Source organism: Acidimicrobiia bacterium (assembly GCA_041394025.1).
In the GTDB taxonomy this organism is placed as follows: Bacteria; Actinomycetota; Acidimicrobiia; order IMCC26256; family JAOSJL01; genus JAOSJL01.
In genome coordinates, this window is the sequence record JAWKJA010000002.1 from 1,193,026 (window position 1) to 1,216,227 (window position 23,202).

The window sequence follows — 23,202 nt, forward strand, 5'->3', positions numbered from 1 at the left end:
ACTCGGGCATTCCCTTCCTCTACGAGGAGTCTCCCCGTGGTGAATCCCATCGACACAGCCTTCGAGAACCCCCCGACCCGCCACAACGGGCTGGTCGAGTGGGTCCGCGCGCAGGTCGAGCTGTGTCAACCCGACGCCGTCCACTGGTGCGACGGCTCCGACGACGAGTTCGACACGCTCTGTGAGCGGCTCGTCGCCGCCGGGACCCTCACGCGCCTCGACGACGACAAGCGCCCCGGCTCCTACTGGGCGGCCTCCGACCCGTCCGACGTCGCCCGCGTCGAGGACCGGACGTTCATCTGCTCGGCCGATCGCGACGACGCGGGGCCCACGAACAACTGGACCGATCCCGCCGAGATGCGCTCGACCCTCGACGGCCTCTTCCGGGGGTGCATGAAGGGCCGCACGATGTACGTCGTGCCCTTCAGCATGGGGCCGCTCGGCTCACCGCTCAGCTACATCGGGGTGGAGATCACCGACTCCGCGTACGTCGCTGCGAGCATGCGGACGATGACACGCATGGGCACCAGGGCTCTCGAGGTGCTCGGCGACGACGGCGACTTCGTCCCCTGCATGCACTCGGTGGGCGCTCCGCTCGGCGACGGAGACACCGACGTGGCCTGGCCGTGCAACGACACGAAGTACATCGTCCACTTCCCCGAGACCCGCGAGATCTGGTCGTACGGGTCCGGCTACGGCGGGAACGCCCTGCTCGGCAAGAAGTGCTTCGCCCTGCGCATCGCCTCCGTGATCGCGCGCGACGAGGGCTGGCTCGCCGAGCACATGCTCATCCTGAAGCTCACGGCCCCCGACGGGCGCGTCCACTACATCGCGGCGGCCTTCCCGTCGGCCTGCGGGAAGACCAATCTCGCCATGCTCATCCCGACACTTCTGGGATGGAAGGCGGAGATGATCGGCGACGACATCGCCTGGATGAAGTTCGGCGACAACGGCCGGCTCTACGCCATCAACCCGGAGGCGGGGATCTTCGGGGTCGCCCCCGGCACCGGCATGGACACGAATCCCAACGCCATGCTCACGCTCACCCGCAACACGATCTTCACCAACACCGCCCTCACCGACGACGGAGACGTCTGGTGGGAAGGGATGACCGACGAAGCGCCGGAGCACGTCACCAGCTGGCGACACGAGAGCTGGACACCCGACTCCGACACGCCCGCCGCACACCCCAACTCGCGGTTCTGCGCCCCCGCCGGCCAGTGCCCGGTGATCGCCGACGAGTGGGAGGACCCCAAGGGCGTCCCGATCTCGGCGATGCTCTTCGGTGGTCGGCGTGCCGACACGGTCCCGCTCGTGTGCGAGTCACGCAACTGGCAGCACGGTGTGTTCACCGGCGCCACGGTCGGTTCGGAGAAGACCGCGGCGGCCGTCGGTGGCCTCGGCGAGCTCCGTCGCGACCCGTTCGCCATGTTGCCCTTCTGCGGCTACCACATGGCCGACTACTTCGGTCACTGGCTCTCGATGACCGACCACACCGACGAGTCGAAGCTGCCCCGCATCTACAGCGTCAACTGGTTCCGCAAGGACGCCGACGGCAACTTCATCTGGCCCGGCTTCGGCGACAACTCCCGCGTCCTCGCCTGGATCATCGACCGGCTCGACGGGAAGGTCGGCGGCCGGGAGACCCCCATCGGTACCGTCCCCCAGGCGTCCGATCTCCCCGTCGACGGCCTCGACCTGTCCGACGACGAGCTGGAGGCCGCGCTCGACGTGTCGGCCGAGGAGTGGGTCGCGGAGCTCCCACGCATCGAGGAGCACTTCGCGACGTTCGGTGAGAAGCTGCCGCCCGCGCTGCGCGACGAGCTCGACGCCCTGAAGCAGCGCCTCGGCGACTGACGGCGAAGGAGAGGGTCATGGCGGTCAAGGCGTACGTACTCATCCAGACCGAGGTCGGCAAGGCCTCCAGCGTTGCTGATTCCTCACGTTCGATTCCCGGTGTGGTCTCGGCCGAGGACGTGACCGGCCCCTACGACGTGATCGTCGTCACCGAGGCCGACAACGTCGACGATCTCGGGAAGATGGTCGTGTCGAAGATCCAGCTCGTCGAGGGGATCACGCGCACGCTCACGTGCCCCGTGGTCAACCTCTGAGCTCGCTCGGCTACGCCTCGCGCCGCTCTCCCGCCCGCCGCTTCCGGCGCTGCGCTCTGTCGAGTGCCAGGTCGACGAGGCGGTCGAGGAGCTCGGGATAGGCCAGTCCGGCCGCCTCCCAGAGCTTCGGGTACATCGAGATCGGCGTGAACCCGGGAATCGTGTTCACCTCGTTGACGACGAAGCCCCGGCCCGGCGACCCGTCGGCGCGTGAGGTCTCGTGGAAGAAGTCGACCCGGGCCATCGCCTCGCAGCGGCAGGCCTCGAAGGCCCGCACGGCCAATGAGCGAACGGTGTCGGCAGCCTCCGGCATGAGGTCGGCGGGCACCGTGAGCTCCGCGCCGTCGCCGTACTTGTCGTCGTAGGTGTAGAACTCGGCGCCCGGCGTGATCTGGCCGGGGGGCGAGGCCTGCGGCGGATCATCACCGAGGACGGCCACCTCGATCTCGGCGCCCTCGACGCTCTCCTCGACCAGCACCCACTCGTCGTACGTGGCCGCCCGGTCGAGGGCGATGTCGAGCTCGGACGGGGCGGCGACCTTCGAGATCCCGACCGAGGAGCCCATGTTGGAGGGTTTCACGAAGACCGGGTAGCCGAGCTCGTCGGCGACGCGCCGTCGGAGGGCGTTGCGGTCCGCTCCGTCGCGGTACACGACGCAGGCAGCGGTCGTGAGCCCGGCGGCACGGAACACGCGCTTCGCCATGATCTTGTCCATGGCCACCGCCGACCCGAGCACGCCGCAGCCCACGTAGGCCACACCGGCCATCTCGAGCAGCCCCTGGACGGTGCCGTCCTCGCCGTAGGGCCCGTGGAGCACGGGGAACACGACATCGGCACGCAGACCGGCCGCGGCGTCGACGGTGCTGTCGACCTCCACGAGGTGAGGCGTCGCAGGGTCGGCGAGAAGCGCCACCGGGTCCCCCGACACGTCGAAGGTGCTCACGTCCTCACCCGACGCCACCGCGCGGGCGGCATCGCGGGCGAGCAGCCACCGGCCCGCGGGCGTGATCCCCACGGGCACCACCTCGTAGCGGTCGGGATCGAGCGCACCGGCGACGCTCGCCGCCGTGACACGGGACACATCGTGCTCGGCGGAGCGCCCCCCGAAGAGGAGGACGACGCGGAGTCGCCGCCCGAGCGTGCGCGTCGGGCCCGTCACGCCGCCACCTGGAGGACCGCACGGATCCCGACGCCCATGAGGAACAGGCCGACGAGGCCGTAGAGGAGCTCGAGGCGCCCGCGCATGGCGTAACGATAGGAGTACGCGAGACCGACGGTGATGAAGGCCACGAACCCGTAGAACATGTGGAACCGTTCGAGGCCCGGGTAGTCGCCGCTCGACACGAGGATCACGCCCGTGAGGACCTGGAGCATGATGGCCGACTCGGCGGCGATGGTGGCTCCCCACACCCAGCGGCCCCGCACGGCCCGGACCCGCCACGCCACGAGGGCCACGACCCCCGCCACCGCGTTGGCGACGATCGACACGTACCCCCAGGTCTCGTGGAAGCTGCGCAGGGCGCTCATGGCGGGCCGAAGTCTCCCGCACCCCACGCCGTCGCACAGAACCGACGGGCCCGGGGAATCCGGAAGGGTGATCGTTGCTGGCTACGATCTGCCGGAGTTCGGGGGTGCGAGAGCCGTGATGACGAAACGCGCGCCGGGTGCCGGCGCGCAGCCCGGAGACCCGCAGATCAGCGTCCTCGTGGTCGACGACCACCGGATGTTCGCCGACAGCCTCGTGCGGCTCCTGGGTGACGAGGACGACATCGCCGTGCACGGTGCTGTACACACCGCCGCCGAGGCGGTCGAGGCCGTACGCTCCGGGCGGCCCGACGTCGTGCTGCTCGACTTCCAGCTCACCGACCTCGACGGTGCGTCGGCGGCCCGGGAGATCCTGGCGGCCGCACCGTCCGCCCGGATCGTGGTCCTCAGCGGGTTCGCCGACCGGGCGAGCATCAACGCCGCCCGGGAGGCCGGGTGTGCGGGCTTCCTGTCCAAGGACCGTGCCGCCGACGAGGTCGTCGCGGCGGTCCGGACGGCGCACGCCGGGGAGTCGAACCTGCCCGACACGACGAGCACCCTCCTGGGCGGATCACCGACCGAGGGCCGGGACGGCCCCGCCTCGGAGCTCACCGACCGAGAGCGGGAGGTGCTCGTTCTGATCTCGCAGGGCCTGTCGAACCAGGCGATCGCCGACGAGATGTTCATCAGCGTGAACACGGTGCGCAACCACGTGCAGAGCGTGAACCGGAAGCTGGGAGTGAGCAGCAAGCTCGAAGCCGCCTCGGTGGCGGCCCAGCGCGGGATGATCCCGCGCCCGCAGCCGCGTCCGGGAACCTAGGGCACCGTACGGGCGGCCAGTTCCTCCTCGAGGACGGGGAGCAGGACAGCAGGCGTCACGGGCTTCGGGAGCAGGCGTATGTCGTCGCCCTCGAGTGCCCGGAGGTCCTCCGCGAAGCCCGACATCAGAACAACGCGTACGTCGGGCTCGGTGGCGCGAATCCGCAGGGCGAGCTCACCGCCTGTCATCGTCGGCATCCGGACATCGGACAGCACCAGGTCGGGGGGTCGCGGTGCCGACCGTATGGCCGACAACGCCGTGATCGCGTCGGGTGCCGTCTCGACGTCGTAGCCCGCCGACCGCAGGATCCGGCGAGTCGACTCCACGATCCCGGCTTCGTCGTCGACGACGAGGATGCGCTCCCGGGTGGCAGCGGCCGTGTCGGGCGTGTCGGCGGCCGTCTGTGCGGCGACCCCGGGGCTCGGCGACGCGTGTGATCCCGGCCCATCGATGCCCGGTACCGCGGCGATCGGGAGGTACACGGCGACCGTCGTGCCCTCCCCGACCGCCGAGTCGATCGTGATCCGCCCGCCGGCCGCGTCGACGATGCCGTGCGCCGATGCCAGGCCGAGGCCCGAGCCCTCTCCCCAGGTCTTGGTCGTGAAGAAGGGGTCGAAGGCCTGTTCGACGACCTCGGCCGGCATGCCGACACCGTGGTCCCGCACCGTGACCGCGGCGTACTCGCCGCGCGGTAGCTCCAGGCGCGTCTCGTCGCCGCCGGCCATGAGGACCGCCCGGAGACGTAGCTCGATCTCCCCGCCGTCGGGAGTGGCGTGGCAGGCGTTGAGGACCAGGTTCACGATGACCTGCTCGAACTGCGCCCTGTCGGCGTTCACCGGGAGGAGCCGGTCGCTGCCGTCCACGACGAGGTGGTGCGACGGGCCCACGGACCGCCCGAGCGTGTCGGAGATGTCGGTGACGGCATCGTTGAGGTCGAAGACCTCCGGCGTCACCGACTCGTTGCGGCCGAACAGGATGAGGTTCCTCACGAGGGCGGCACCCCGCTCCGCCGCGCTCTTGATCTGCGCGACGTCGCCACTGGCCTGCTCGTCACCCGCCACGGCCTCCGCGACGAACTCCGAGTAGTTGACGATGACACCCAGGAGGTTGTTGAAGTCGTGGGCCACACCGCCCGCGAGCCGGCCGAGGCTCTCGAGGCGCTGTGCGTGTTGAAGCTGCGCTTCGAGGCGCTCCTTGGCGCGCTGAGCCTCGACGCGCGCCAGCCGGCGCTCGCGTTCGATGATCTGCGCGGCGGAACGCTTCCGCTCCGTGACATCCCGGACGTTGCACGCCACCCGGTCGTCGAGGACGCGGGCCGTACGGGCCTCGTAGTGCCGGGGTCCGTCGTCGAACGGGAGCTCGTACTCGAGGCGCCCGGCCTCACCCGTGTGCCAGGTGCGCACCACCAACTCGTCGAGCTGCTCACCCACGGGTGCGGGGAGCACGTCGCTCGAGCGCCGACCGATGAAGTCCTCCCGAGGCACGAAGGCCTCCTTGCCGACGAAGTCGACGTAGCGCCCGGTTGCGTCGAGCAGGAAGTGGAGATCACCGAACGCCGAGACCTGGTTCTCGAGCTCCGCCCTGCTCTGGCGCGCCGCTGCCTCGGCGCGGAGCCGATCCGTGATGTCGCGGCCGATCATGACAAGACCCTTGTCGGCCGGGTCCTCCTGGCCGACAACGAGGGACGTCCCTTCGAGCGTCGCCCAGCTTCCGTCGCCGCGACGGACCCGGAGCTGCCCCCGCGCGGCCGACGTCGGGTCCCGACGGAGCCTCTCCGCGCTCGCTGACGCGAACGCGCGGTCGTCGGGGTGGAACTGCTCGAGGATGTCGGAACCGATCACCTCGTCACGGTCGCGGCCCAGGACCCGCTCGATGTTCGGGCTCACCCATGTGACCTCACCCTCGTCCTCGTAGGAGAGGATCAGTTCGTCGGAGTTCTCCATGAGCGTGCGCAGCCTCTCGTCGCTGCGTTCACGATTCTCGAGGGCGTCGTGCTGGGCGCTGGTGTCGAGGAGCAGCGCCGCGGCGAAGAGCGGTCGACCGTGTGCGTCGGGGACACCGACAGCCGCCTCGAGAACCCAGACCGTCGAACCGTCACCGCGGACGAACCGGTGCTCGCGTCGGCTCGCTCGCTCGCGGCCGGCCGCCAGATCGGCGAACATCCCGGATGCCGTCCGTTCGTCGGGAAGAACGAGCGACCTGTGCGGCCGACCGACGAGATCGTCGTTGCCGCGGCCCAACAGATGTTGCGCCTCGAGGTTGGCGGACACGATCTCCCCGGTGCTCCCGGCCTCGACGCTGATGAGCAGCATCCCGACGGGGGCGTTGCGCCACACCGCGTCGAAACGCTCCGGGATGCTCCTGAGCGCAGCGCGCGCGAACGCGTAGCGCTCCGAGATGTCGGTCATGCGGGTGACCCAGCCGTCGGGTTGCCCGTCGCCACCGAGGAGCGGCCGGGTCGACACGGAGAGCCATCGACCCGACTCCCCGGTGCGCTCCAGGCACACCACCGTGTCGGGAGAGGCGTCGGCCGTGCCCAGGAGGCGGTCGACGGCCGGCGGGGCGGTGGGGTCCCCCGCCTGGGCCTCGGCCTCCTCGTACGAGACCGCGATGTCGGCCGACGACAGGTCGAGGTCGCCCACCGCCGCGCCCGTGTCCACACCGAGCATCCGGCGCGCGGCCGCGTTCACGAGCACGAGCCGGCCCTCGGCGTCGCGTACGAGCAGGCCGTCGGAGAGCGCCTCGACGGCGCGTTCGACCCGATCCACCGCCATGGACCCTCTATCGGCCGCCGAGGCCCGACCCTTACGGTTCCTCACGGAGGAAACGCTCGATTTCCCCGACCAGCTCCTCACCCGTGGGGAGGTCGCCCGGCGGGAGCTCGGCGTGGGCCGCCTCGATCTGCTCGACCAGCTCGGCCACCTCGGGCCGTTCGGCCAGGCTCTCCTCCACCTTCCCGAGCCAGGCGTCGCACTGGTCGTCGAGCGCACCCGCGTCGAGACGGATGTCCCCCAGCCGGCCGAGACGGTCCGCGAGTGCCCGGACAGCCGTGGGCGCCGTGGCTCCGGCCAGGTAGTGGGGTACCTGGGCCCAGAGCCCCACCGCGGGGACTCCCTGGTCGGCGAACGCAACCGCCAGCGCGGTCTGGGCGCCTGTCGGGCCCTCGTAGTCGGCCCGCAACGCTCCGATCTCGTCGGCGAGCTCCCGGGTCGAGGCGGTGGCGAGCACAGCCGTGACCTGCCGGTGGGACACGGCCGCGGGCATTCCTCCGAGCGTGACCACCTCCCGTACGTCGAGACGCGCGCCGGCCTCGACGAGCTCGGACAGGATGGCCGGCCACCTCAGGGAGGGCTCCGGTCCGCGCAGCACCACGACGTCGCGGTCGGCGCGCCCGGCGACCATCTCCAGCTCGGGCCACCTGATGGACCGCGTGACCCCGTCGTCGAGATGGATCGTCGGCCGGGTCTGCTGGAGATCCACGTGGTCGGCGAGTGGCATGCGGGCGAACGACCGCGCTCCGTCGAGCTGCTCGATCGTGAAGGCGGCCGATGCTGCGCCGGCTGTCCCGGCGTCGACCCAGCCCGACAGGGCGACGACGAGCAGCGTGTCCCGCAGCTCGGGCCACCGCTGCACCTCGAGCACGGGGCGGAGGCCTCAGATGCCGCCGGCCCGTCCGCCCGTCTTGGGGCGGAACGCGTGGGCCAGGTTCGTCTGCTCGAAGCCCTTGGGGAGTTGCCCGTCGTTGGCGAAACGGTAGAGCGCCGTCTGGAAGATCCCGCTGAGCGCCGTCATGAGGGGGATGATGACGGCGAAGGCGACGGCTCCCAGCACGACGAGCAGGACTCCGAGAGCCAGGGAGGAGTCGTTCGCCGTCAGCGCGATGCCGCCGGCGAGCAGCGCTGCCGCGGGAAGCGAGACCAGGAAGCCGATCAGGCCGATCCCGCCGTTGCCCACGACGTTCTCGCCCCACGTCTTCTTGAAGAGCGCTCCGGACTTCTTCAGGGCGTCACGGACGCCGATGCCCTCGATCACGAGGATCGGGAGAGCCAGGAACGTGACGAGGGACCAGGCGAGGCCGAGGAGGCCGGCGACGATGGTCCCGACGAAGCCGAAGCGCTCGGCGATGGCACGGAGGACGATGTTGACGGTCGTGGTGACGATCGACCACTCGAGAACGAGACGCCACCGCTTGGCGGCACCCGCGATCGCCGCCGACACGTTGGTGTCGCGGCCCTCGAGTCGTTCGTTGGCGGCGAACACGACGGCCGCGTTGAAGAAGATCGTGATGAATGCTCCGACGAAGTAGAAGAGGACGATCAGCACCCAGTCGAGAACACCGCCGAACGAGGCATCACCGTCGCCGAAGACCGCGTCAGCACCGATCACCGGCAGGGCGAACGTGGCGGCCACGACGATCGAGGCGAGTGCGGCGATCACCGGAAGCCACGCCATGCCCGGCTCGTCGCGCAGAACGCGCCACGACGCCTTGACGAGGCCGATGGAGTTGCTGAAGGTTCCCATGGGTTGATCCTTTCACATCCGGCGGTGTGCACGAACGCACTCGACGGCACGTCGTGGATACATCGGAGAGCCGACCCGCAGCATTAGCGTCGCGTCGATGTCACGGGACGACCGCGCCCACGCCGCCGCCGAGGTCCTGGGCGACGGCGCCGCCGTCCGTTTTGTCCGTGCACCCGGACGGGTCAACCTCATGGGCGACCACACCGACTACAACGACGGCCTCGTGCTGCCCGCGGCCATCGACCGCGAGGTCGTCGTCGCCTTCCGGCGCACCGCCGACGCCCACGTGTGCGTCCGGTCGCTCGACATCGAGGGCGCCGTCGTCGTCAGGGCCGACGGCGCGCCGGACCCCGACCTGCCCACCCCGGACTGGGGTCGGGCCGTGGCGGCCCTCGTTCGGACGGTGTCGCTGCGCGGGCGTGCTCCGGTCGGCACGGATCTCGTGATCAGCTCGGGCGTGCCCATCGGCTCCGGGCTGTCGTCGTCGGCAGCCGTTCTGGTCGGGATCGCCACGGCGCTCGGTGTCAGCGCGGGTGATCTCCTCTCGGTGCGGGCGACGGCGCTGGCGTGCCAGGAGGCCGAGACGGCGGGCAGCGGCGTGCCGTGCGGGGTGATGGACCCGTGGGCCTCGGCGGACGGGACAGCGGGTCACGCCCTGCTCCTCGACTGCCGGACCCTCGAGGTGGAACGGATCCGGGTCCCACGTGACCTCGCGGTGCTGGCGGTCCACTCCGGGGTCGCACGCACACTCGCCGACGGGTCGTACGCCGAGCGACGCGCCGAGTGCGAGGAGATCGTCCGGCAGCTCGGCCTCGAGAGCCTCCGCCAGGCCGGGCCCGACGACGTGGCCGACATCCCACGGGCCCGCCACGTGGTCAGCGAGAACGCACGGGTCGAGGCCGTCGCGCGTGCACTGCGCTCCGGCGACCGGCTGGCGCTGTCGTCGGCATTCGCCGCCAGCCACGCCAGCCTCCGGGACGACTTCGAGGTCTCGACACCCGAGCTGGACCTCCTGGTGCGGTGCCTCCTGGATGCCGGGGCGATCGGTGCGCGACTGACCGGGGCGGGTTTCGGCGGGTCGGTCGTGGCCCTGGCCGACAGCGAACGCGCCTACCGCGTCGCCGACGTGGCCTGCGCTCGCTACCGGTCCGAGAGTGGGCGGGACCCGTCGCCCATGGTCTGCGCACTCGTCGACGGCGCCGGGCTCTTCGACCCCGACCAGGACTGATCCCGGCTCAGATGTCGGCGTCGGCCAGAGTGGCCCGGAGGCGTTCGAGAGCGTCGGGAGTCCGGACTCCCCACCAGAACAGGTCCTGGCCGTCGACCAGGACCGCGGAAACGCCGAGCTCCTCGGCCACCTCGGTGACGTGGCGTTCGGTGAACTCGTACGGCTCGGTGGGCAGCACCGCGATCAGGGGATCCTCGTCTGCGACGTCGGCCAGCGTGGTTTCGGGGTAGCGGCCGCCGGCGGCGCCCCCGACCGGTGTGAAGCCGCAGAGGGCGAGCAGGGATGCTCCGTAGGTGTCGGCAGCGAGCGTCATCCACGGTCGACGCCAGACGGGAACGAACGCGGGGCGAGGTGGCCATGCCGGGCGTTGGTCGGCCAGCCACTCCTCCCACGCGTCAGCTGCGAAACGGCCGGGGACGGCCACGTCGAGAGCGTGCCCGAGACCACGGACGACACCACCAACGTCGGCGACATGACGCGGCGAGAGCTCGAGGAGCCGAATGCCGGCCTCCGAGAGGGCGTCGGCGTCCTCGCGGCGGTTCTCCTCGTCGTTGACGATCACCAGATCCGGCCGGAGGTCCGTGATGGCCTGGATGTCGGGGTTCTTCGTGCCGCCAACTGTCGGCAGGCCCGGCTGCTCACAGAACCGCGTGCACGCCACCGGCGCGACACCCAGGGCGACGATGCTCTCCGTGACCGAGGGAACGAGCGAGACGACCCGCACCGGCGCTGCGTGGGTGCCTACATCCGGCCGAGGAGCTCGGCCTTCTTGGCCTCGTACTCCTCGGTGGAGATGTGGCCGGCGTCGCGCAACTCGGCGAGCTTCTCGATCTGCTCGGGCACGGACACGTCGGGCGCTGCCGGGAACTGTGTGGCGGCACCGCCGGGCGGCTCACCGCCGGGCCGGCTCGACCATGCGGCCCGGCGCTTGGCGTCGACCTCGATCTGGCGGTAGATCTCCTGCTGGACCGCGTCGGGATGCCGGACGTTCTCGAAGTGTGACTGTCCCTGCGTCCCCGCCGACTCGATGTCGAGATCACCCGCACCGATGATCCGGTCGACGATCGGCTGCGAGAAGTTGATGTTCGTGATGCGCTCGAGCGGGATCTCCGTGCCGTGCTTGGCGAGCACGCCCGTGCGCCAGATGACGCGCCGGTCGGTGACGACGAAGTGCGTGAAGGTCCACTCGACGTACTTGAAGCCCAGCCAGACGGCCCACGCCACGGCGAGCGCCGCGAACACGTACCAGGCGATGTCGTTTCCGAGCTTGACCATCAGGACGAAGAGGATCGCGAGTGGGATCCCCGTGAGGATGTGGCGTGAGAAGTACCACCAGTGCGGCTTCAGGTCGAGGATGACGTTCTCGTTCTCGTTGATGAGGTGCTTCGGGTAGCCCATGGGCCCCAGCCTAGGCCCAGCCCAGTTCCCTGAGCTGCTCCTCCGACATCCCGAAGTAGTGGCCGACCTCGTGCAGCACCGTCACGCGGACCTGGCGACTGAGATCCTCCTCGTCGTATGCCGTCTCGCACAGAGGGCGACGGAAGATGGAGATGCGGTCGGGAAGAGACGTGGCCAGGGGCGAGCGGTGCGCCAGCGAGACCCCCTCGAAGAGCCCCAGCAGGGTTCCGTCGTGGCCCTCGAGCTGGTCGGAGGTGGGAACGTCCTCCACGACGACCGCCACGTTGTCCATCTCCGCGGCGAACTCGGGCGGGATCTCGTCGAGCGCGTCGGCGACCATCTCCTCGAAGCGTCGTCGGCTCACGAGCACGGCCTCAACCTAGCGCCGAGCCCGCCCGGGACCGCCGCCCGCGGGCTCGCGAAATTCTCCTTGACGCCGGTGCCGGCGATCCGTATGTTGCAGAGACCGGTCCTCACCGACCCGGGATCGAGGACGGGCCGAGCGCCGAGCCGCCGGCCAATCCGGGTTCCGACGACGTGGAGACAGGTGGCGACGGAGGGCGGAAACCCCGCCGTCCGGTGTCGGAGCGGCGGTGAGCCGACGGACGGGCTGGTCGAGAGGCCACGGTGGTCGAGAGGCCACGACGTCGGGCGGCAGAGGCGCCGAGCCACGGGAAGTAGGCCCCGAGGAGATCGGAGCTGCGAGAGCGGCGAAGACTACTCGGGGCCCTCCCGCGTGAGGGCCTTCCCCCTCCGGGCGCGGACCAACAGCATCGCCGTTGGCGTCACAGGCGCCCGGTAGCGTCACGACGTGGCCCAGCTCGACGACTCCCAGCGCCGTGCCGTGGAGGAGCCCACCCTCCCGTTGGCCGTCCTCGCAGGCCCCGGGTCCGGCAAGACGCGTGTCCTCTCGCAGCGGATCGCCCATCAGGTCGCCACCGGCTCCGTCGAGGCCGAACGGGTGCTGGCGGTGACCTTCACCCGGAAGGCCGCCGGGGAGCTCAACGACCGCCTCCACTCTTCCCACGGCGCCGGGCACGTCACAGCAGGAACCTTCCACGCCCTCTGCCTGGGGCTGCTCCGGCGCTGGTACGACGACCGGGGCCGTGAGGTCCCCGCCCTTCTCGAGCGCAAGGCACCGATCCTGGCACCACTTCTCGGCGGTGGAACCGAGGCGGCGGCGGCGGTCACGCCCGTCGCCGCCGAGATCGAGTGGGCCAAGGCGCGCGGCGTCGGTCCCGACGGCTACGTGGCGGCGGTCGAGGCCGCCGGGCGGGACACGCCGCGTGCACCTGCCGAACTGGCGGCGCTCTACGAGCGCTACGAGAAACGGAAGCGTCGCGCCAACCTCATGGACTTCGACGATCTGATCCTGCGGTGTGCCCTCCGCCTCGAGGACGACGACGACTTCGCGTCGGCCACGAGGTGGCGTTTCCGCCACTTCTTCGTCGACGAGTTCCAGGACGTCAGCCCCTCACAGTTCCGCCTGCTGCGCGCCTGGCTCGGCGACCGCACCGACCTCTTCGTGGTCGGGGACCCGGATCAGGCGATCTTCAGCTTCACGGGAGCCGATCCCGCGTACCTCACGCGTTTCGCGGAGCACTTCCCGGGGGCCACCGTGGTCGAGCTCACCTCGAGCCACCGCTGCCCGCCACAGGTCCTCCGGCCCGCCCGACGGCTGCTCGAGGGACGCGCGCCGGGGCGTGCGCTGTCGTCGGCGGTCGACCCGGGGCCGGAGCCGCACCTCACGGGTTACTCCGATGCCGCCGCCGAGGCCCGGGGGGTCGCCGACGCCCTCGTCGAGGCCCACGCCGCCGGACGCCGGTGGGCGGACCTGGCCGTGCTCTACCGCACCAACGCCCAGTCGGCCCTGTTCGAAGAGGAGCTGGCCCGACGCGACATCCCGGTGCGGCTCCGCGGCGCACGCCGGTTCCTCGACCGACCCGAGGTCCGGGCCGACCTCGCCCGCCTCCGGTCGTCGTCGGGTGACCTGCGCGCACGCCTCGCAGGTCTGTCGGCACCGGCCCCACATGTGAGAGACGGCGCCGGGCCCGGTGTCACCGACACCGAGCGCGCCGAGCACACCGAGGCCCTCGTCGCACTCGGGCACGAGTACCTCCGCGCGGAGGGCGGCGACGGCTCGCTCCCCGGCTTCCTGGCCTTCCTGGCCACCGCCCTGCGCGGGGACTCCGACGGCGGCGCCACGGCCGACGCCGTCGACCTGGTCACCTTCCACCGCTCGAAGGGCCTCGAGTGGCACACGGTCATCGTCACCGGCGTCGAGGCCGGCTTCGTCCCGATCAGCCACGCACGGTCCGCTCCCGAGAAGGCCGAGGAGCGTCGGCTCCTCTACGTCGCCTGTACCCGTTCCCGCCACACCCTCCACCTCACCTGGGCGGAGCAGCGCTCGTTCGGCACGCGCGACGCACGACGGACCCCGAGCCCGCTCCTGGCCGACATGGGCCTTTGCCCCACCGCGGGAGACCCTCCCGTCACGACGGGAGGGTCTCCGACCGACGCCACGGGCCGCATCCGGGAGCTGCGCGCGACGCTTCGACGCGGGGTCCCCAGCGGTGACGCCGGCGACGACGCCCTGGCACGGGAGCTCAAGGACTGGCGGCACGCCCGCTCCCGAGCCGCCGGGGTCCCCGCCTACGTGGTCTTCGCCGACACCACTCTCGCCGAGCTCGTGCTCCACCGTCCCTCGAACCGGGAGGAGCTCCTCGGCGTGTCGGGAATCGGTCCTGTCAAGGCGGAGCGTTTCGGGCCCGACGTCCTCGACATCGTGGCTCGCCACGTCCGAGCCGGCCCACGACAGCGAACCGGTTGACGGTCGCCCGCTCAGCCTTCAGGATGGTCCCAGCATCCGACGCGGAGGTTTCCCGATGAGCCGGAGGTCCGCACCCCTGTTCGGCGACGACGACGGATGGCCGTACCCCGACGGCACCGACGACCGGGCCGACACCGAGGAGGTCGACCTCGACGTTCTCGAGCTGCGTGCCGACCCCCACGCCTTCGACGCCCTCACCGACGAGGAGACGCGCGTCGTGCGCGAGCGCTTCGGGCTCGACGGCACCGAGCCGCGCTCGATGAAGGAGCTCGCGCACGCCATGGATCGCACGCACGCAGAGATCCGGGAGCTCCTGGGCAACGGGCTCGAGAAACTGCGCGATCGCATCACCACGCCCTGAGCGTCGCCGTCAGTCGACCGACCCACTGCACACACCCCACAGTCCCCGCCCGGCGCTGCGAGCATCGAGCTCCGCCCGCAGCATCTCACGCCCGTGACGGTCGTTCGGCGGGATGACGAGCAGGGTGGCGTAGCCCTCCCGGAGCAGGACGTCGTTGAAGCGCCTGCCGTCGAGTTCGAGGTACGCCAGCATCCGGCCGTAGACGTCGCGGGCCTCGACATCACGCTCCACGGCGACCTGACGGCCGAGGAGCTGCACTTCCGTGAAGTCGGCCGCCTCGGGCCCGTAGCACCCGACAGGCCGGTCGGGGTGCTTCGTCTCGGGCGTGTCGACACCCAGGAGGCGCACCGTCTCGGCGCGACTGCCACGCGTGAGGACGACCGTGTCGCCGTCGACGACCTCCGAGACCGTCCAGGTGGTACGGCCGCGGCTCGCGAGCGGGACGTGCGACCCCCCGAGCAGGGCGGCGGTCACCAGGACCACGAGCACCGCGGCCCGGGATCGAGCCACGCGCGCAGGGTACCGGCGGGAGCCGTCGCCCGACAGGGGAAATCCGGGGTGCCGGGGGGAGGCGTCGTTAGGGTGGAAGCCGCCATGGGACGTCGGATGCGACGACTTCTTCTCTACGGGCTGATCGCTGCGCTGGTGGCTGCGCCGGTGCTGTTCGTGCTGCGCGCCAGGCCCCAGCTCGACGACGCCCGCGATTCCGTCGACACCCGCTGGGAGGCCCTGCGCGCCGAGCTCGTCGACCGCTACGACACCCTCGACTCCGCGACGGGTGCGGCGTCCGACGCCGGCCTCGACGATGCACTGATCGGCGAGCTGCGCGCCGCGCTGGACGACTGGTCGCGCTCCGACGACGGGGGCGACGCCGCCGTCGGCGTGGTGACCGCCAACACCCTCGAGGGTCTGGGAGCGCGGCTCGCCGCCGTGCGCACCGGAAACGCGCGCTTCGAGGCCGACGAGGCACTCGCCTTCACGATGGCCGCCTACACCGAGAACGCCCCCGACCCCGACCTCGTGAGCGCGTACTCCGACGCCGTCGACCACTACGAGAGCGAACGGTCATCGGCGCTCAAGAAGCCGTTGAGCGGTGTCTTCGGCTTCAAGGGCCGCGACGACTTCGAGCCGTCGATCCGCACGACCTGAGCCGTGCCACCGGCGCTCGCGGCGGTTCCCGTCGACATCGTCGAGGTGCACCGGGTGGCGCTGCGCCTCTCGACGCCGTTCCGCACGGCCCACATGGCACTCGACGAGCGGGAGATCGTTCTCGTCCGTGTCGCCGGGAATGACGGCGACGGATGGGGCGAGTGCTCGGCGCTTCCGACATCCGACTACCCGGGTGGGGACCTCGACAGCGCCCACCGTTACCTGCTCGACGACCTGGGGCCCCACCTCCTGCACGCCGGGACCGTGGACCCGGGAGCTCTTCCCCGCAGCGGGCCGCCCACGGCGCGCGCCGCTGTCGAGTGCGCCCTCCTCGACTGCGCCCTCCGACGCGTCGACACCTCACTGGCGGCCTTTCTCGGGGGCAGCCGCGGCAGGGTTCCCGCAGGTGCCGTGCTCGGGTTCGCCGACGAGCCCGACACCGCTGCCGAGGCATCCGACCTCGCCCGGCGCGGCTACGGGGCCGTGAAGTGCAAGATCGGGCCGGGTCACGACGTGAACCTGCTCACGGCCGTTCGCCGGGCCGTCGGGCCGGACGTGGCGCTGAGCGCCGACGCCAACGGCGCCTACAACAGCGGTAACCCCGCGCACCGCGCGACCTTGACGGAGATCGACTCGATGGGCCTCACGTACCTGGAGCAGCCGGTGGCGTCCGACGACCTGGCCGGCCTGGTCGAGCTCACGCGCTCGCTCGAGACGCCGATCCTGCTCGACGAGTCCGCCCCGACCCTGGCGGAGACGACAGCGGCTCTCGACGCGGGTGCCGGCGATGCGGTCAGCGTGAAGGCCCCGCGCATCGGCGGTGTGCTCGAGGCGCGACGGACCCACGATCTCTGCGTCGAACGCGGCATCGGTGTGGTGGCGGGTGGCTTTCTCGAGTCGGGCATCGGCCGGGCAGCCGCGGTGGCGCTGGCCTCGCTGCCCGGATTCCGGGCACCCGGCGATCTGTCGGCCTCCGATCGCTATTTCGTCGCCGACGTCACCGAGCCGTTCGAACTCGTCGACGGTGAGCTCACGGTTCCGAACGCCCCCGGCCTCGGCCGGCACCCCCGACCGGGCGCACTCCGGTCCCTCGCCGTCACCACGGAGTCCCTGCGCCGCCCGTGACGCGCCGGTGGCTGCCGCCCCAGAATGTCCGCTCACTAGGCTGGTGGGGATGAGCAGCGACGACGGACTGCGCGATGTCCCCTTCGAGACGATCTCGGGCATCCCCCTCGAGCAGTCCTACGGACCCGAACCACCCGGGGCCGACGCTGCCCCGGGCGAGTACCCCTTCACGCGCGGGCCCTACGCCACGATGTACCGCTCCAAGCTCTGGACCATGCGGCTCTTCGCCGGCTTCGGTACCGCCGAGGAGACGAACACCCGCTTCCACGAGATCCTCGCCTCGGGCGGCGACGGCCTCTCGACGGCCTTCGACCTCCCCACGCTCATGGGCCGCGACTCCGACGACCCGCTGGCCCTCGGCGAGGTGGGCCGCTGCGGGGTGGCTGTCGACACGCTCGCCGACGTCGAGGACCTCTACGCCGGGATCGACCTCGGCGACGTCAGCACCTCGATGACGATCAACGCGCCCGCTGCGATCCTCCTCGCGATGTACGTCGCGGCCGCCGAAAAGGCGGGGACCCCACGCGACCGCCTCAGCGGCACGCTCCAGAACGACATCCTCAAGGAGTACCAGGCGCAAAAGGAATTCATCTTCCCCCCGCGACCGTCGATGCGTCTCGTCAGCGACACCGTGCGGTTCTGCACCGCCGAGATGCCCCGCTGGCACCCCGTCTCGATCTCGGGGTACCACATCCGGGAGGCCGGATCGACAGCGGTGCAGGAACTGGCGTTCACGCTCGCCAACGGATTCGCCTACGTCGAAGCTGCGCGCCAGGCCGGGCTGGAGGTCGACGCGTTCGCTCCCCGCCTGTCGTTCTTCTTCAACGCGCACATCGACTTCTTCGAGGAGATCGCCAAGTACCGCGCGGCACGGCGCATCTGGGCCCGTACGATGAAGGAGCGCTACGGGGCGACGGACCCCCGCTCGCTGCGCCTCCGGTTCCACACCCAGACGGCCGGTGTGTCGCTCACCGCACAGCAGCCCGAGGTGAACCTCGTGCGCACAGCCCTCGAGGCCCTCTCGGGAGTGCTCGGGGGCACCCAGAGCCTGCACACCAACTCCATGGACGAGGCGTTGGCCCTGCCGACGAGGAAGGCCGCCCGCCTCGCCATGCGCACCCAGCAGGTCATCGCCCACGAGACCGGTGTCGCCAACGTGGCCGACCCCCTGGGCGGCTCCTGGTTCGTGGAGGAGCTCACCGACGAGATGGAGCGGCGTGCCGACGACGTGTTCGAGCACCTCGACGACCTGGGGAACGGCTCGATCCTCGACGGCGTGCTGGCGGGCATCGACGACGGCTGGTTCCAGGGCGAGATCGCCGAGGCCGCGTACCGCTTCGAGCGCAGCGTCAACTCGGGCGAACGTGTGATCGTCGCCGTCAACAGTTTCACCGAGGGAAACGAGGAGGACGATCTCGAGCTGCTGTCCATCGGCTCCGAGGTGGAGGCGGCGCAGACGAAACGCGTGCAGGCCGTACGCACCGACCGTAACGACGACGCCGTGCGGACGGCCCTGGAGCGCGTCGCGGCCGACGCCGCGGAACCGACCACGAACCTCGTGCCCGCGCTGCTCGATGCCGTCACCGCCTACGCCACCGAGGGCGAGATCGTGGAGGCACTCGTCGGTGAGTTCGGCCGCTATGTCGAGCGTCCCGCCTTCTGACGGCCACGTGCCGGCGTGATCTCCACGAGCGTGTTGTAGTCGGGGACCCCGGACCCGTCGCGTCGGCCGGCCGGGATGAGGGCATTGCCCTCGGGGAAGAACACCTGGACGTTGCGGGGACGGATCTCGGCCACGTGCACGGTGGCGTCCATCGCTCCGATGTCCGACGTCAGGGTGACCGGGTCGCCGTGGCCGACACCGAGCTCCTCGGCGTCGGATTCGGCGATGAGAACCGCATCGCGTGAGGCCCCGGTGAGGGGGTCGCGCTCGGCCTCGACCATCGTGTTGAACTGCTTGCCGCGGCGCGTCGAGAGACGGAAGCGCCCGTCGTTGCGTGACGGCGGGGGTGACACCGCGACGAAGCGGGCACGGCCGTCGGGTGTCGGGAAGTCCCCACCGTCGCAGAGGCGCTCACCGCCCCACTGGACGGCGTCGCCGGTCCGGGAGGTGTTCTGCACGCCGTCGTAGGAGGGGACGACCCGGGCGATCTCGTCGCGGACGGCGTCGGCCGAGTCGAAGGACACGAGGTGGGCGCGGTCAGGGTCGACGCGTGCGGCCAGATCGAGGTAGATCTCCCACTCGGATCGGGCCTCGGCGATCCGGGGCCCACGGATCTCGGGGCTGAAGACAACACGGCGCTCCGTCGTCGTCTGCGTTCCACCACCACGCTGCTCGTAGCGCGTGGCCGCCGGGAGCAGGATGACCTCCTCGCCGGGGTCGACGAGCATCTGACTCGACACGACGATGTCCTGGTGGACACGGAGCGGCACACGCGACAGGGCGCTCTCGACGACCTCGGGAGCGGGGAGCGCCTCGAGGAAGTTGCCGCCGCTGGAGTAGAGGACGTCGAGGTCGCCACGCGCGGCGCCCTCGACCATCTGTTCGGCGTCGAGTCCCTCCCGTGCCGGGACCTCGAAGCCGTACTGGCGGCTGAGCGCGGCCGCCGACGCCTCGTCGACCGGTACGGCGCCCGGGAGTGCGGTGGCGTAGGCGCCCATCTCGGCACCGCCCTGCACCCCCGAGTGCCCGCGGATCGGCATGAGCCCCGCCCCCGGGCGCCCGACGTTGCCGCGGGTGAGGGCGAGATCGACGATCGAGGTCACCTGGTCGGAGCCGTGCTCGTGCTGGGTGATACCCATCGACCACACGAGAACGCAGGAGCGAGCCTGCCCGTAGAGATCGGCGAAGCGCTCCATGTCGCCGCGCGTCGCGCCCGACGCCTCTTCGAGATCGTCGAAGGACTCCGATTCCAGCTCCGCGAGGAGCTCGTCGAAGCCGTGCGTGTGGTCGTTGATGAAGTTCTGGTCGAGCGCACCCCGGGAGAGCATCACCTTGATGACGCCGTTGACGAAGGCCACATCGCCACCCGTGTGCACCCCGAAGAACTCGTCGGTCATCCGGGTACCGAACACGGCGCTCTCGGCGTTCGACGGCACCCAGTAACGCTCGAGGCCGGGCTCACGGACGGGGTTCACGACGGCGACCTTCGTCCCCCTCTTGCGGGCGAGGTAGAGGTACTTCATGAAGACCGGCTGGGCGTTCGCCACGTCGGCCCCGAAGAGCACGATCAGATCGGAGTTGATGACATCGGTGTAGGAGACCGTCGTAGCGCCCACCCCGAGAGCCCGTTTCAGGACTCCGGTGGACGGCGCGTGGCAGATGCGGGCTGCGTTGTCGATGTTCGGGGTTCCGAGGAACCGCGCCACCTTCTGTGCGACGTAGTACACCTCGTTGGTGATGCCGCGCGCGGTGAGGTAGAAGGCGATCCGCTCGGGCGCGGTGGAACGTACACGTGCGGCGACGGTGTCGAGGGCCGTGTCCCACGTGATCCGCTCGAAACCGCTGTCTCCCCGGCGTCGCTGCATCGGGTACGGGAGCCGCCCGAGATCGCGCAGCTCACGGCCGTTCATGCGACGAAGCGTCGGAACGTCGCCGAGGACATCGGGATCCAGCGGGCCGGCCGTGTTGAGCTTCAGGAGGTTGAGACGTGTGGTGCACAGGTGGACGCCGTTGATGGTCCAGTCGTGCAGCCCGGCCGCCCCGAGGGCGCAGCCGTCGCACACGCCCCGGTTGAGGATGCGCCAGGCGTACGGCAACGACCGTCGGTTCTCCCAGACCGTGCGGGCGATCTCGCGGTAGTGGTGGGGCTTGGTCTCCCCCGCACCGTTGGGGCTGAAGCCCGCCCACAGGTCACGCCGTGTTCCCCGTGGGGCCTTGACACGGCCCCGCCAGCGCCGACTACCCATCGAGGGCTGCCGCCGTCGTGTCGATCCGGTGTGCGCCGGTGTAGACGTTGAAGCGGTCGTGGCGCAGGAAGCCGACGACGGTCATCCCGAGGCGCTCCGCCGCGTCGAGGGCCAGGCTCGACGGCGCCGACACGGCCGCGAGCACGGTCGCACCCGCGACAGCGGCCTTCTGGACGAGCTCGAAGCCGATCCGGCCCGACAGCATGATGATCTCGTCATCGAGTGGCAGATGGCCGCCGAGGAACGCGTGGCCGAAGAGCTTGTCGAGCGCGTTGTGGCGTCCGACGTCCTCCCGGAGGTCCCGGAGGGTCCCGTCGATGCCAAAGCGGGCGGCGGCGTGGAGACCCCCGGTGCTGGCGAACACGCCCTGGGCGTCGAGCAGCCGGCCGGGAAGGTGGCGAAGCGTGCCGAACGCGACGACCGGGCCCTCCCCCACCGGCCGGGAGGCACCCTCGAGGTCGTCGATGGCCACCTGCCCGCAGAGGCCACATGCCGCGGTGGCCGGAAACGCCCGCTCGTGAGCGTCCAGATCGACCCGGCGGCGCACGGTGACGGTGACCACGTTGTAATGCTGCTCACCGGCTCCGTCGAGACAGTAGGCGATACGGGTGATGTCCTCGGGAGACGAGACGATCCCGGCCGACAGGAGGAATCCCGCCGCGAGCTCGAAGTCGGCGCCGGGTGTGCGGAGTGTTGCCACGAGCGGCTCCGCCGGCTGCCCGGCGGTGGCGACACGGATCTGCAACGGCTCCTCGGTCGCGACACGATCCGGGCGTTCGAGGACACGGCCGTTGTCGACGGCGAGCACCCGTGTGGGGGCCGCCGCGGCGCGCCGCACGTCCTTCACGGGGTCGACCCTAGTGGCGGCCACCCAGGCCGTGGCGCCGAAGGTCGGACGGTGTGTCGAGGTCGCTGAACGACGACGCCTCCGCCACGGGCCCCCAGTCCTCCGGCCCCAGCACCCTGTAGGGCGCACTCCGGACCACCTCGTGCAGTCCCGGCGTGTCGTGAGGATCCGGCGTTTCCGCCCGGCTCGCACACTCCTCCCGGGCGAACGCAATCGCCTCGGCGCTGTACCTGCAGCACGCGACCTGGAGCCGTCCCCGGGCCTCGGGGACGACGCTGCCGGCCGAGGGATCGTCGCGGAGCAGCTCGAGGAGCGGCACGGAGACGCGTGGCATGTCGACAGCCAGCAGGAGCACTCTGTCGGTTCCGAGGGCGTCGGCTGCGGCCACCAGCGCCGCCGACGGGCCCGCACCGGGCGGGTCCTCGCGCACAGCGCGCAGCGTGGAGTGACCGGGGCCCACTTCGACGACCTGATCGCACACAGCGCCCAGAGTCCGCGCGGCCCTGTCGACGAGTCTCTCGCCGTCGACGACGAGTCGTGCCTTGTCGCTTCCCATCCGCGAGGACCTGCCGCCTGTGAGCAGCGCCCCGCCGGTCGTCAGCCCCACCGCTCGGCGTCGGGGCCGGTGATCGCACGCTCCGTCCGGCCACCGTCGAAGGTGTACGCGACGACCTGCCACCGTCCGTCGCGGCGCTCCATCGTCACGTTGCTACCGGCCTCCAGCGGCTGCCCGTCGTCGCCGGGGAGCGCCAGCGACGTGCAGACGTTGACGCGCCGGCCCTCCGACATCACGTCGCGTACGGAGACACGCCCGACGAGGCCGTGCAGCGGTGGACGGTCCGCGAACACCGCGCGTTTCGCCGTGACGAACTCGTCCCGCGAGCGACCGTCGCGCATCTCGGTGGCGGACATCTCCCACACGGACGTGAAGTCGAGGCGGTCCCAGGCCGCCTCGTAGGCGACGGCGGTCTCCTCGGGTGTCGGCCCGGGCTCTCGTGCGACCATGACCACGAGAGCAACCAGGATGAGGCCGAGCAGCACGAGAGCGATGACGAACGGCACGTCAGCCCCCGGGCGCGGCCGTGTCGTCGATCTCGGCTGCGAGCGAGAAGTCCTTGTCGGTGATCCCTCCGTCGCTGTGTGTCGAGAGCACCAGGCGGACGTCGCGCCAGCGGATGTCGATGTCGGGATGATGGTCGGCCGCCTCGGCGAGAACAGCCACGCGGTCGACGAAGCCGACCGCTTCGGGGAAGCCGGGAAGTCGGAACGTCCGTACGATCTGGTCGCCCTCGCGCTCCCATCCGGGGAGGTCGCGGAGACGCTCGGCCACGACGTCGTCGGGAAGGGGTGCCATGGCTCCATTGTCCGTCGCCTGACCC

Annotated in this window: 23 protein-coding genes; 9 read left to right on the forward strand and 14 right to left on the reverse strand. The window is 70.9% G+C overall.

The genetic code is table 11. The annotated features are described in order from the left end of the window. Positions 1 to 36: 36 nt before the first annotated feature. Both R3A49_05525 and R3A49_05530 read left to right on the forward strand, forming a co-directional pair. Positions 37 to 1,857 (forward strand): phosphoenolpyruvate carboxykinase (GTP), encoded by a 1,821-nt coding sequence (locus tag R3A49_05525; GenBank protein MEZ5170194.1) that lies wholly within the window; start codon positions 37 to 39, stop codon positions 1,855 to 1,857. A gap of 17 nt (positions 1,858 to 1,874) precedes the next feature. After that, positions 1,875 to 2,111 (forward strand): Lrp/AsnC ligand binding domain-containing protein, encoded by a 237-nt coding sequence (locus R3A49_05530; GenBank protein MEZ5170195.1) that lies wholly within the window; start codon positions 1,875 to 1,877, stop codon positions 2,109 to 2,111. A 10-nt stretch (positions 2,112 to 2,121) separates the two neighbouring features. Here the strand turns inward: R3A49_05530 and R3A49_05535 are convergent, their stop codons facing one another. Continuing rightward, positions 2,122 to 3,270 (reverse strand): D-alanine--D-alanine ligase family protein, encoded by a 1,149-nt coding sequence (locus tag R3A49_05535; protein ID MEZ5170196.1) that lies wholly within the window; start codon positions 3,268 to 3,270, stop codon positions 2,122 to 2,124. Next, complete coding sequence (locus tag R3A49_05540) at positions 3,267 to 3,638, reverse strand: hypothetical protein (protein MEZ5170197.1); 372 nt, start codon at positions 3,636 to 3,638, stop codon at positions 3,267 to 3,269. Before R3A49_05540 ends, R3A49_05535 begins: the two co-directional genes overlap by 4 nt. Before the next feature lie 118 nt (positions 3,639 to 3,756). Between R3A49_05540 and R3A49_05545 the strand changes: the two genes are divergently transcribed. Next, positions 3,757 to 4,455, forward strand: a complete 699-nt coding sequence (locus R3A49_05545; GenBank protein ID MEZ5170198.1) for a response regulator transcription factor — start codon at positions 3,757 to 3,759, stop codon at positions 4,453 to 4,455. On the opposite strand, the gene R3A49_05550 is transcribed toward R3A49_05545, so the two are convergent. From R3A49_05550 to R3A49_05560, 3 genes are read right to left on the reverse strand one after another with little or no spacing between them, the layout of a single operon-like run. After that, positions 4,452 to 7,229: a PAS domain S-box protein gene (locus R3A49_05550; GenBank protein ID MEZ5170199.1), complete on the reverse strand. Its 2,778-nt coding sequence runs from the start codon at positions 7,227 to 7,229 to the stop codon at positions 4,452 to 4,454. The genes R3A49_05545 and R3A49_05550 overlap by 4 nt on opposite strands. Before the next feature lie 31 nt (positions 7,230 to 7,260). After that, entirely contained in the window at positions 7,261 to 8,097 is an 837-nt protein-coding gene (locus R3A49_05555) for a PAC2 family protein (protein ID MEZ5170200.1), read from the reverse strand. A gap of 12 nt (positions 8,098 to 8,109) precedes the next feature. Continuing rightward, positions 8,110 to 8,976 (reverse strand): DUF6159 family protein, encoded by an 867-nt coding sequence (locus R3A49_05560; protein MEZ5170201.1) that lies wholly within the window; start codon positions 8,974 to 8,976, stop codon positions 8,110 to 8,112. A 97-nt stretch (positions 8,977 to 9,073) separates the two neighbouring features. Here R3A49_05560 and galK point away from each other — a divergent pair, with 97 nt between their 5' ends. Beyond that, positions 9,074 to 10,204 (forward strand): galactokinase, encoded by a 1,131-nt coding sequence (galK, locus tag R3A49_05565; protein ID MEZ5170202.1) that lies wholly within the window; start codon positions 9,074 to 9,076, stop codon positions 10,202 to 10,204. Between the two features lie 7 nt (positions 10,205 to 10,211). Here galK and R3A49_05570 read toward each other — a convergent pair whose 3' ends face one another. Genes R3A49_05570 through R3A49_05580 form a run of 3 tightly spaced genes read right to left on the reverse strand, consistent with a single transcriptional unit; the run spans position 10,212 to position 11,942 of the window. Then, positions 10,212 to 10,928, reverse strand: coding sequence for a helical backbone metal receptor (locus R3A49_05570; GenBank protein MEZ5170203.1), 717 nt, complete (start codon positions 10,926 to 10,928; stop codon positions 10,212 to 10,214). A gap of 17 nt (positions 10,929 to 10,945) precedes the next feature. Beyond that, positions 10,946 to 11,602, reverse strand: a complete 657-nt coding sequence (locus R3A49_05575) for a PH domain-containing protein (GenBank protein MEZ5170204.1) — start codon at positions 11,600 to 11,602, stop codon at positions 10,946 to 10,948. Positions 11,603 to 11,612: 10 nt separating this feature from the next. Continuing rightward, positions 11,613 to 11,942, reverse strand: a complete 330-nt coding sequence (locus R3A49_05580; GenBank protein ID MEZ5170205.1) for a metallopeptidase family protein — start codon at positions 11,940 to 11,942, stop codon at positions 11,613 to 11,615. 471 nt (positions 11,943 to 12,413) lie between these two features. Here R3A49_05580 and R3A49_05585 point away from each other — a divergent pair, with 471 nt between their 5' ends. Together R3A49_05585 and R3A49_05590 are read left to right on the forward strand one after the other, a co-directional pair. After that, positions 12,414 to 14,432, forward strand: coding sequence for an ATP-dependent DNA helicase UvrD2 (locus R3A49_05585; GenBank protein MEZ5170206.1), 2,019 nt, complete (start codon positions 12,414 to 12,416; stop codon positions 14,430 to 14,432). 55 nt (positions 14,433 to 14,487) lie between these two features. Then, entirely contained in the window at positions 14,488 to 14,793 is a 306-nt protein-coding gene (locus R3A49_05590; GenBank protein ID MEZ5170207.1) for a sigma factor-like helix-turn-helix DNA-binding protein, read from the forward strand. 9 nt (positions 14,794 to 14,802) lie between these two features. Here the strand turns inward: R3A49_05590 and R3A49_05595 are convergent, their stop codons facing one another. Next, positions 14,803 to 15,303 (reverse strand): thermonuclease family protein, encoded by a 501-nt coding sequence (locus R3A49_05595; protein MEZ5170208.1) that lies wholly within the window; start codon positions 15,301 to 15,303, stop codon positions 14,803 to 14,805. A gap of 84 nt (positions 15,304 to 15,387) precedes the next feature. Here R3A49_05595 and R3A49_05600 point away from each other — a divergent pair, with 84 nt between their 5' ends. Genes R3A49_05600 through R3A49_05610 form a run of 3 tightly spaced genes read left to right on the forward strand, consistent with a single transcriptional unit; the run spans position 15,388 to position 18,730 of the window. After that, positions 15,388 to 15,942 carry a hypothetical protein gene (locus tag R3A49_05600; GenBank protein ID MEZ5170209.1) on the forward strand — a complete coding sequence of 185 codons (555 nt, stop codon included), beginning with the start codon at positions 15,388 to 15,390 and terminating at the stop codon, positions 15,940 to 15,942. Between the two features lie 3 nt (positions 15,943 to 15,945). Next, a complete protein-coding gene (gene menC / locus R3A49_05605; protein MEZ5170210.1) occupies positions 15,946 to 17,067 on the forward strand; it encodes an o-succinylbenzoate synthase in 1,122 nt (373 codons plus the stop codon). 49 nt (positions 17,068 to 17,116) lie between these two features. Further along, on the forward strand, positions 17,117 to 18,730 hold the full coding sequence (locus R3A49_05610) for a methylmalonyl-CoA mutase family protein (protein MEZ5170211.1): 1,614 nt from the start codon (positions 17,117 to 17,119) through the stop codon (positions 18,728 to 18,730). Here R3A49_05610 and R3A49_05615 read toward each other — a convergent pair. From R3A49_05615 to R3A49_05635, 5 genes are read right to left on the reverse strand one after another with little or no spacing between them, the layout of a single operon-like run. Continuing rightward, entirely contained in the window at positions 18,706 to 20,976 is a 2,271-nt protein-coding gene (locus R3A49_05615) for an FdhF/YdeP family oxidoreductase (GenBank protein MEZ5170212.1), read from the reverse strand. The two genes, R3A49_05610 and R3A49_05615, sit on opposite strands and share 25 nt — an antisense overlap. Beyond that, a complete protein-coding gene (fdhD, locus tag R3A49_05620; protein MEZ5170213.1) occupies positions 20,969 to 21,823 on the reverse strand; it encodes a formate dehydrogenase accessory sulfurtransferase FdhD in 855 nt (284 codons plus the stop codon). Before fdhD ends, R3A49_05615 begins: the two co-directional genes overlap by 8 nt. A gap of 10 nt (positions 21,824 to 21,833) precedes the next feature. Further along, positions 21,834 to 22,502 carry an NTP transferase domain-containing protein gene (locus tag R3A49_05625; protein MEZ5170214.1) on the reverse strand — a complete coding sequence of 223 codons (669 nt, stop codon included), beginning with the start codon at positions 22,500 to 22,502 and terminating at the stop codon, positions 21,834 to 21,836. Then, the gene (locus R3A49_05630; GenBank protein MEZ5170215.1) at positions 22,421 to 22,885 is read right to left on the reverse strand and encodes a hypothetical protein; all 465 of its coding nucleotides are present in this window, start codon (positions 22,883 to 22,885) and stop codon (positions 22,421 to 22,423) included. The genes R3A49_05625 and R3A49_05630 overlap by 82 nt, the downstream gene beginning before the upstream one ends. Position 22,886: 1 nt before the next feature. After that, on the reverse strand, positions 22,887 to 23,177 hold the full coding sequence (locus tag R3A49_05635) for a 4a-hydroxytetrahydrobiopterin dehydratase (GenBank protein MEZ5170216.1): 291 nt from the start codon (positions 23,175 to 23,177) through the stop codon (positions 22,887 to 22,889). Positions 23,178 to 23,202: the final 25 nt, after the last annotated feature.

Bases quoted from the DNA above. Each gene is read 5' to 3' on its own strand.
- R3A49_05530 (MEZ5170195.1), top strand. From the start codon at position 1,875: ATGGCGGTCAAGGCGTACGTACTCATCCAGACCGAGGTCGGCAAGGCC.
- R3A49_05540 (MEZ5170197.1), bottom strand. From the start codon at position 3,638: ATGAGCGCCCTGCGCAGCTTCCACGAGACCTGGGGGTACGTGTCGATC.
- R3A49_05545 (MEZ5170198.1), top strand. From the start codon at position 3,757: ATGACGAAACGCGCGCCGGGTGCCGGCGCGCAGCCCGGAGACCCGCAG.
- R3A49_05550 (MEZ5170199.1), bottom strand. From the start codon at position 7,229: ATGGCGGTGGATCGGGTCGAACGCGCCGTCGAGGCGCTCTCCGACGGC.
- R3A49_05560 (MEZ5170201.1), bottom strand. From the start codon at position 8,976: ATGGGAACCTTCAGCAACTCCATCGGCCTCGTCAAGGCGTCGTGGCGC.
- galK (MEZ5170202.1), top strand. From the start codon at position 9,074: ATGTCACGGGACGACCGCGCCCACGCCGCCGCCGAGGTCCTGGGCGAC.
- R3A49_05575 (MEZ5170204.1), bottom strand. From the start codon at position 11,602: ATGGGCTACCCGAAGCACCTCATCAACGAGAACGAGAACGTCATCCTC.
- R3A49_05580 (MEZ5170205.1), bottom strand. From the start codon at position 11,942: ATGGTCGCCGACGCGCTCGACGAGATCCCGCCCGAGTTCGCCGCGGAG.
- R3A49_05590 (MEZ5170207.1), top strand. From the start codon at position 14,488: ATGAGCCGGAGGTCCGCACCCCTGTTCGGCGACGACGACGGATGGCCG.
- R3A49_05600 (MEZ5170209.1), top strand. From the start codon at position 15,388: ATGGGACGTCGGATGCGACGACTTCTTCTCTACGGGCTGATCGCTGCG.
- R3A49_05610 (MEZ5170211.1), top strand. From the start codon at position 17,117: ATGAGCAGCGACGACGGACTGCGCGATGTCCCCTTCGAGACGATCTCG.
- R3A49_05615 (MEZ5170212.1), bottom strand. From the start codon at position 20,976: ATGGGTAGTCGGCGCTGGCGGGGCCGTGTCAAGGCCCCACGGGGAACA.
- R3A49_05635 (MEZ5170216.1), bottom strand. From the start codon at position 23,177: ATGGCACCCCTTCCCGACGACGTCGTGGCCGAGCGTCTCCGCGACCTC.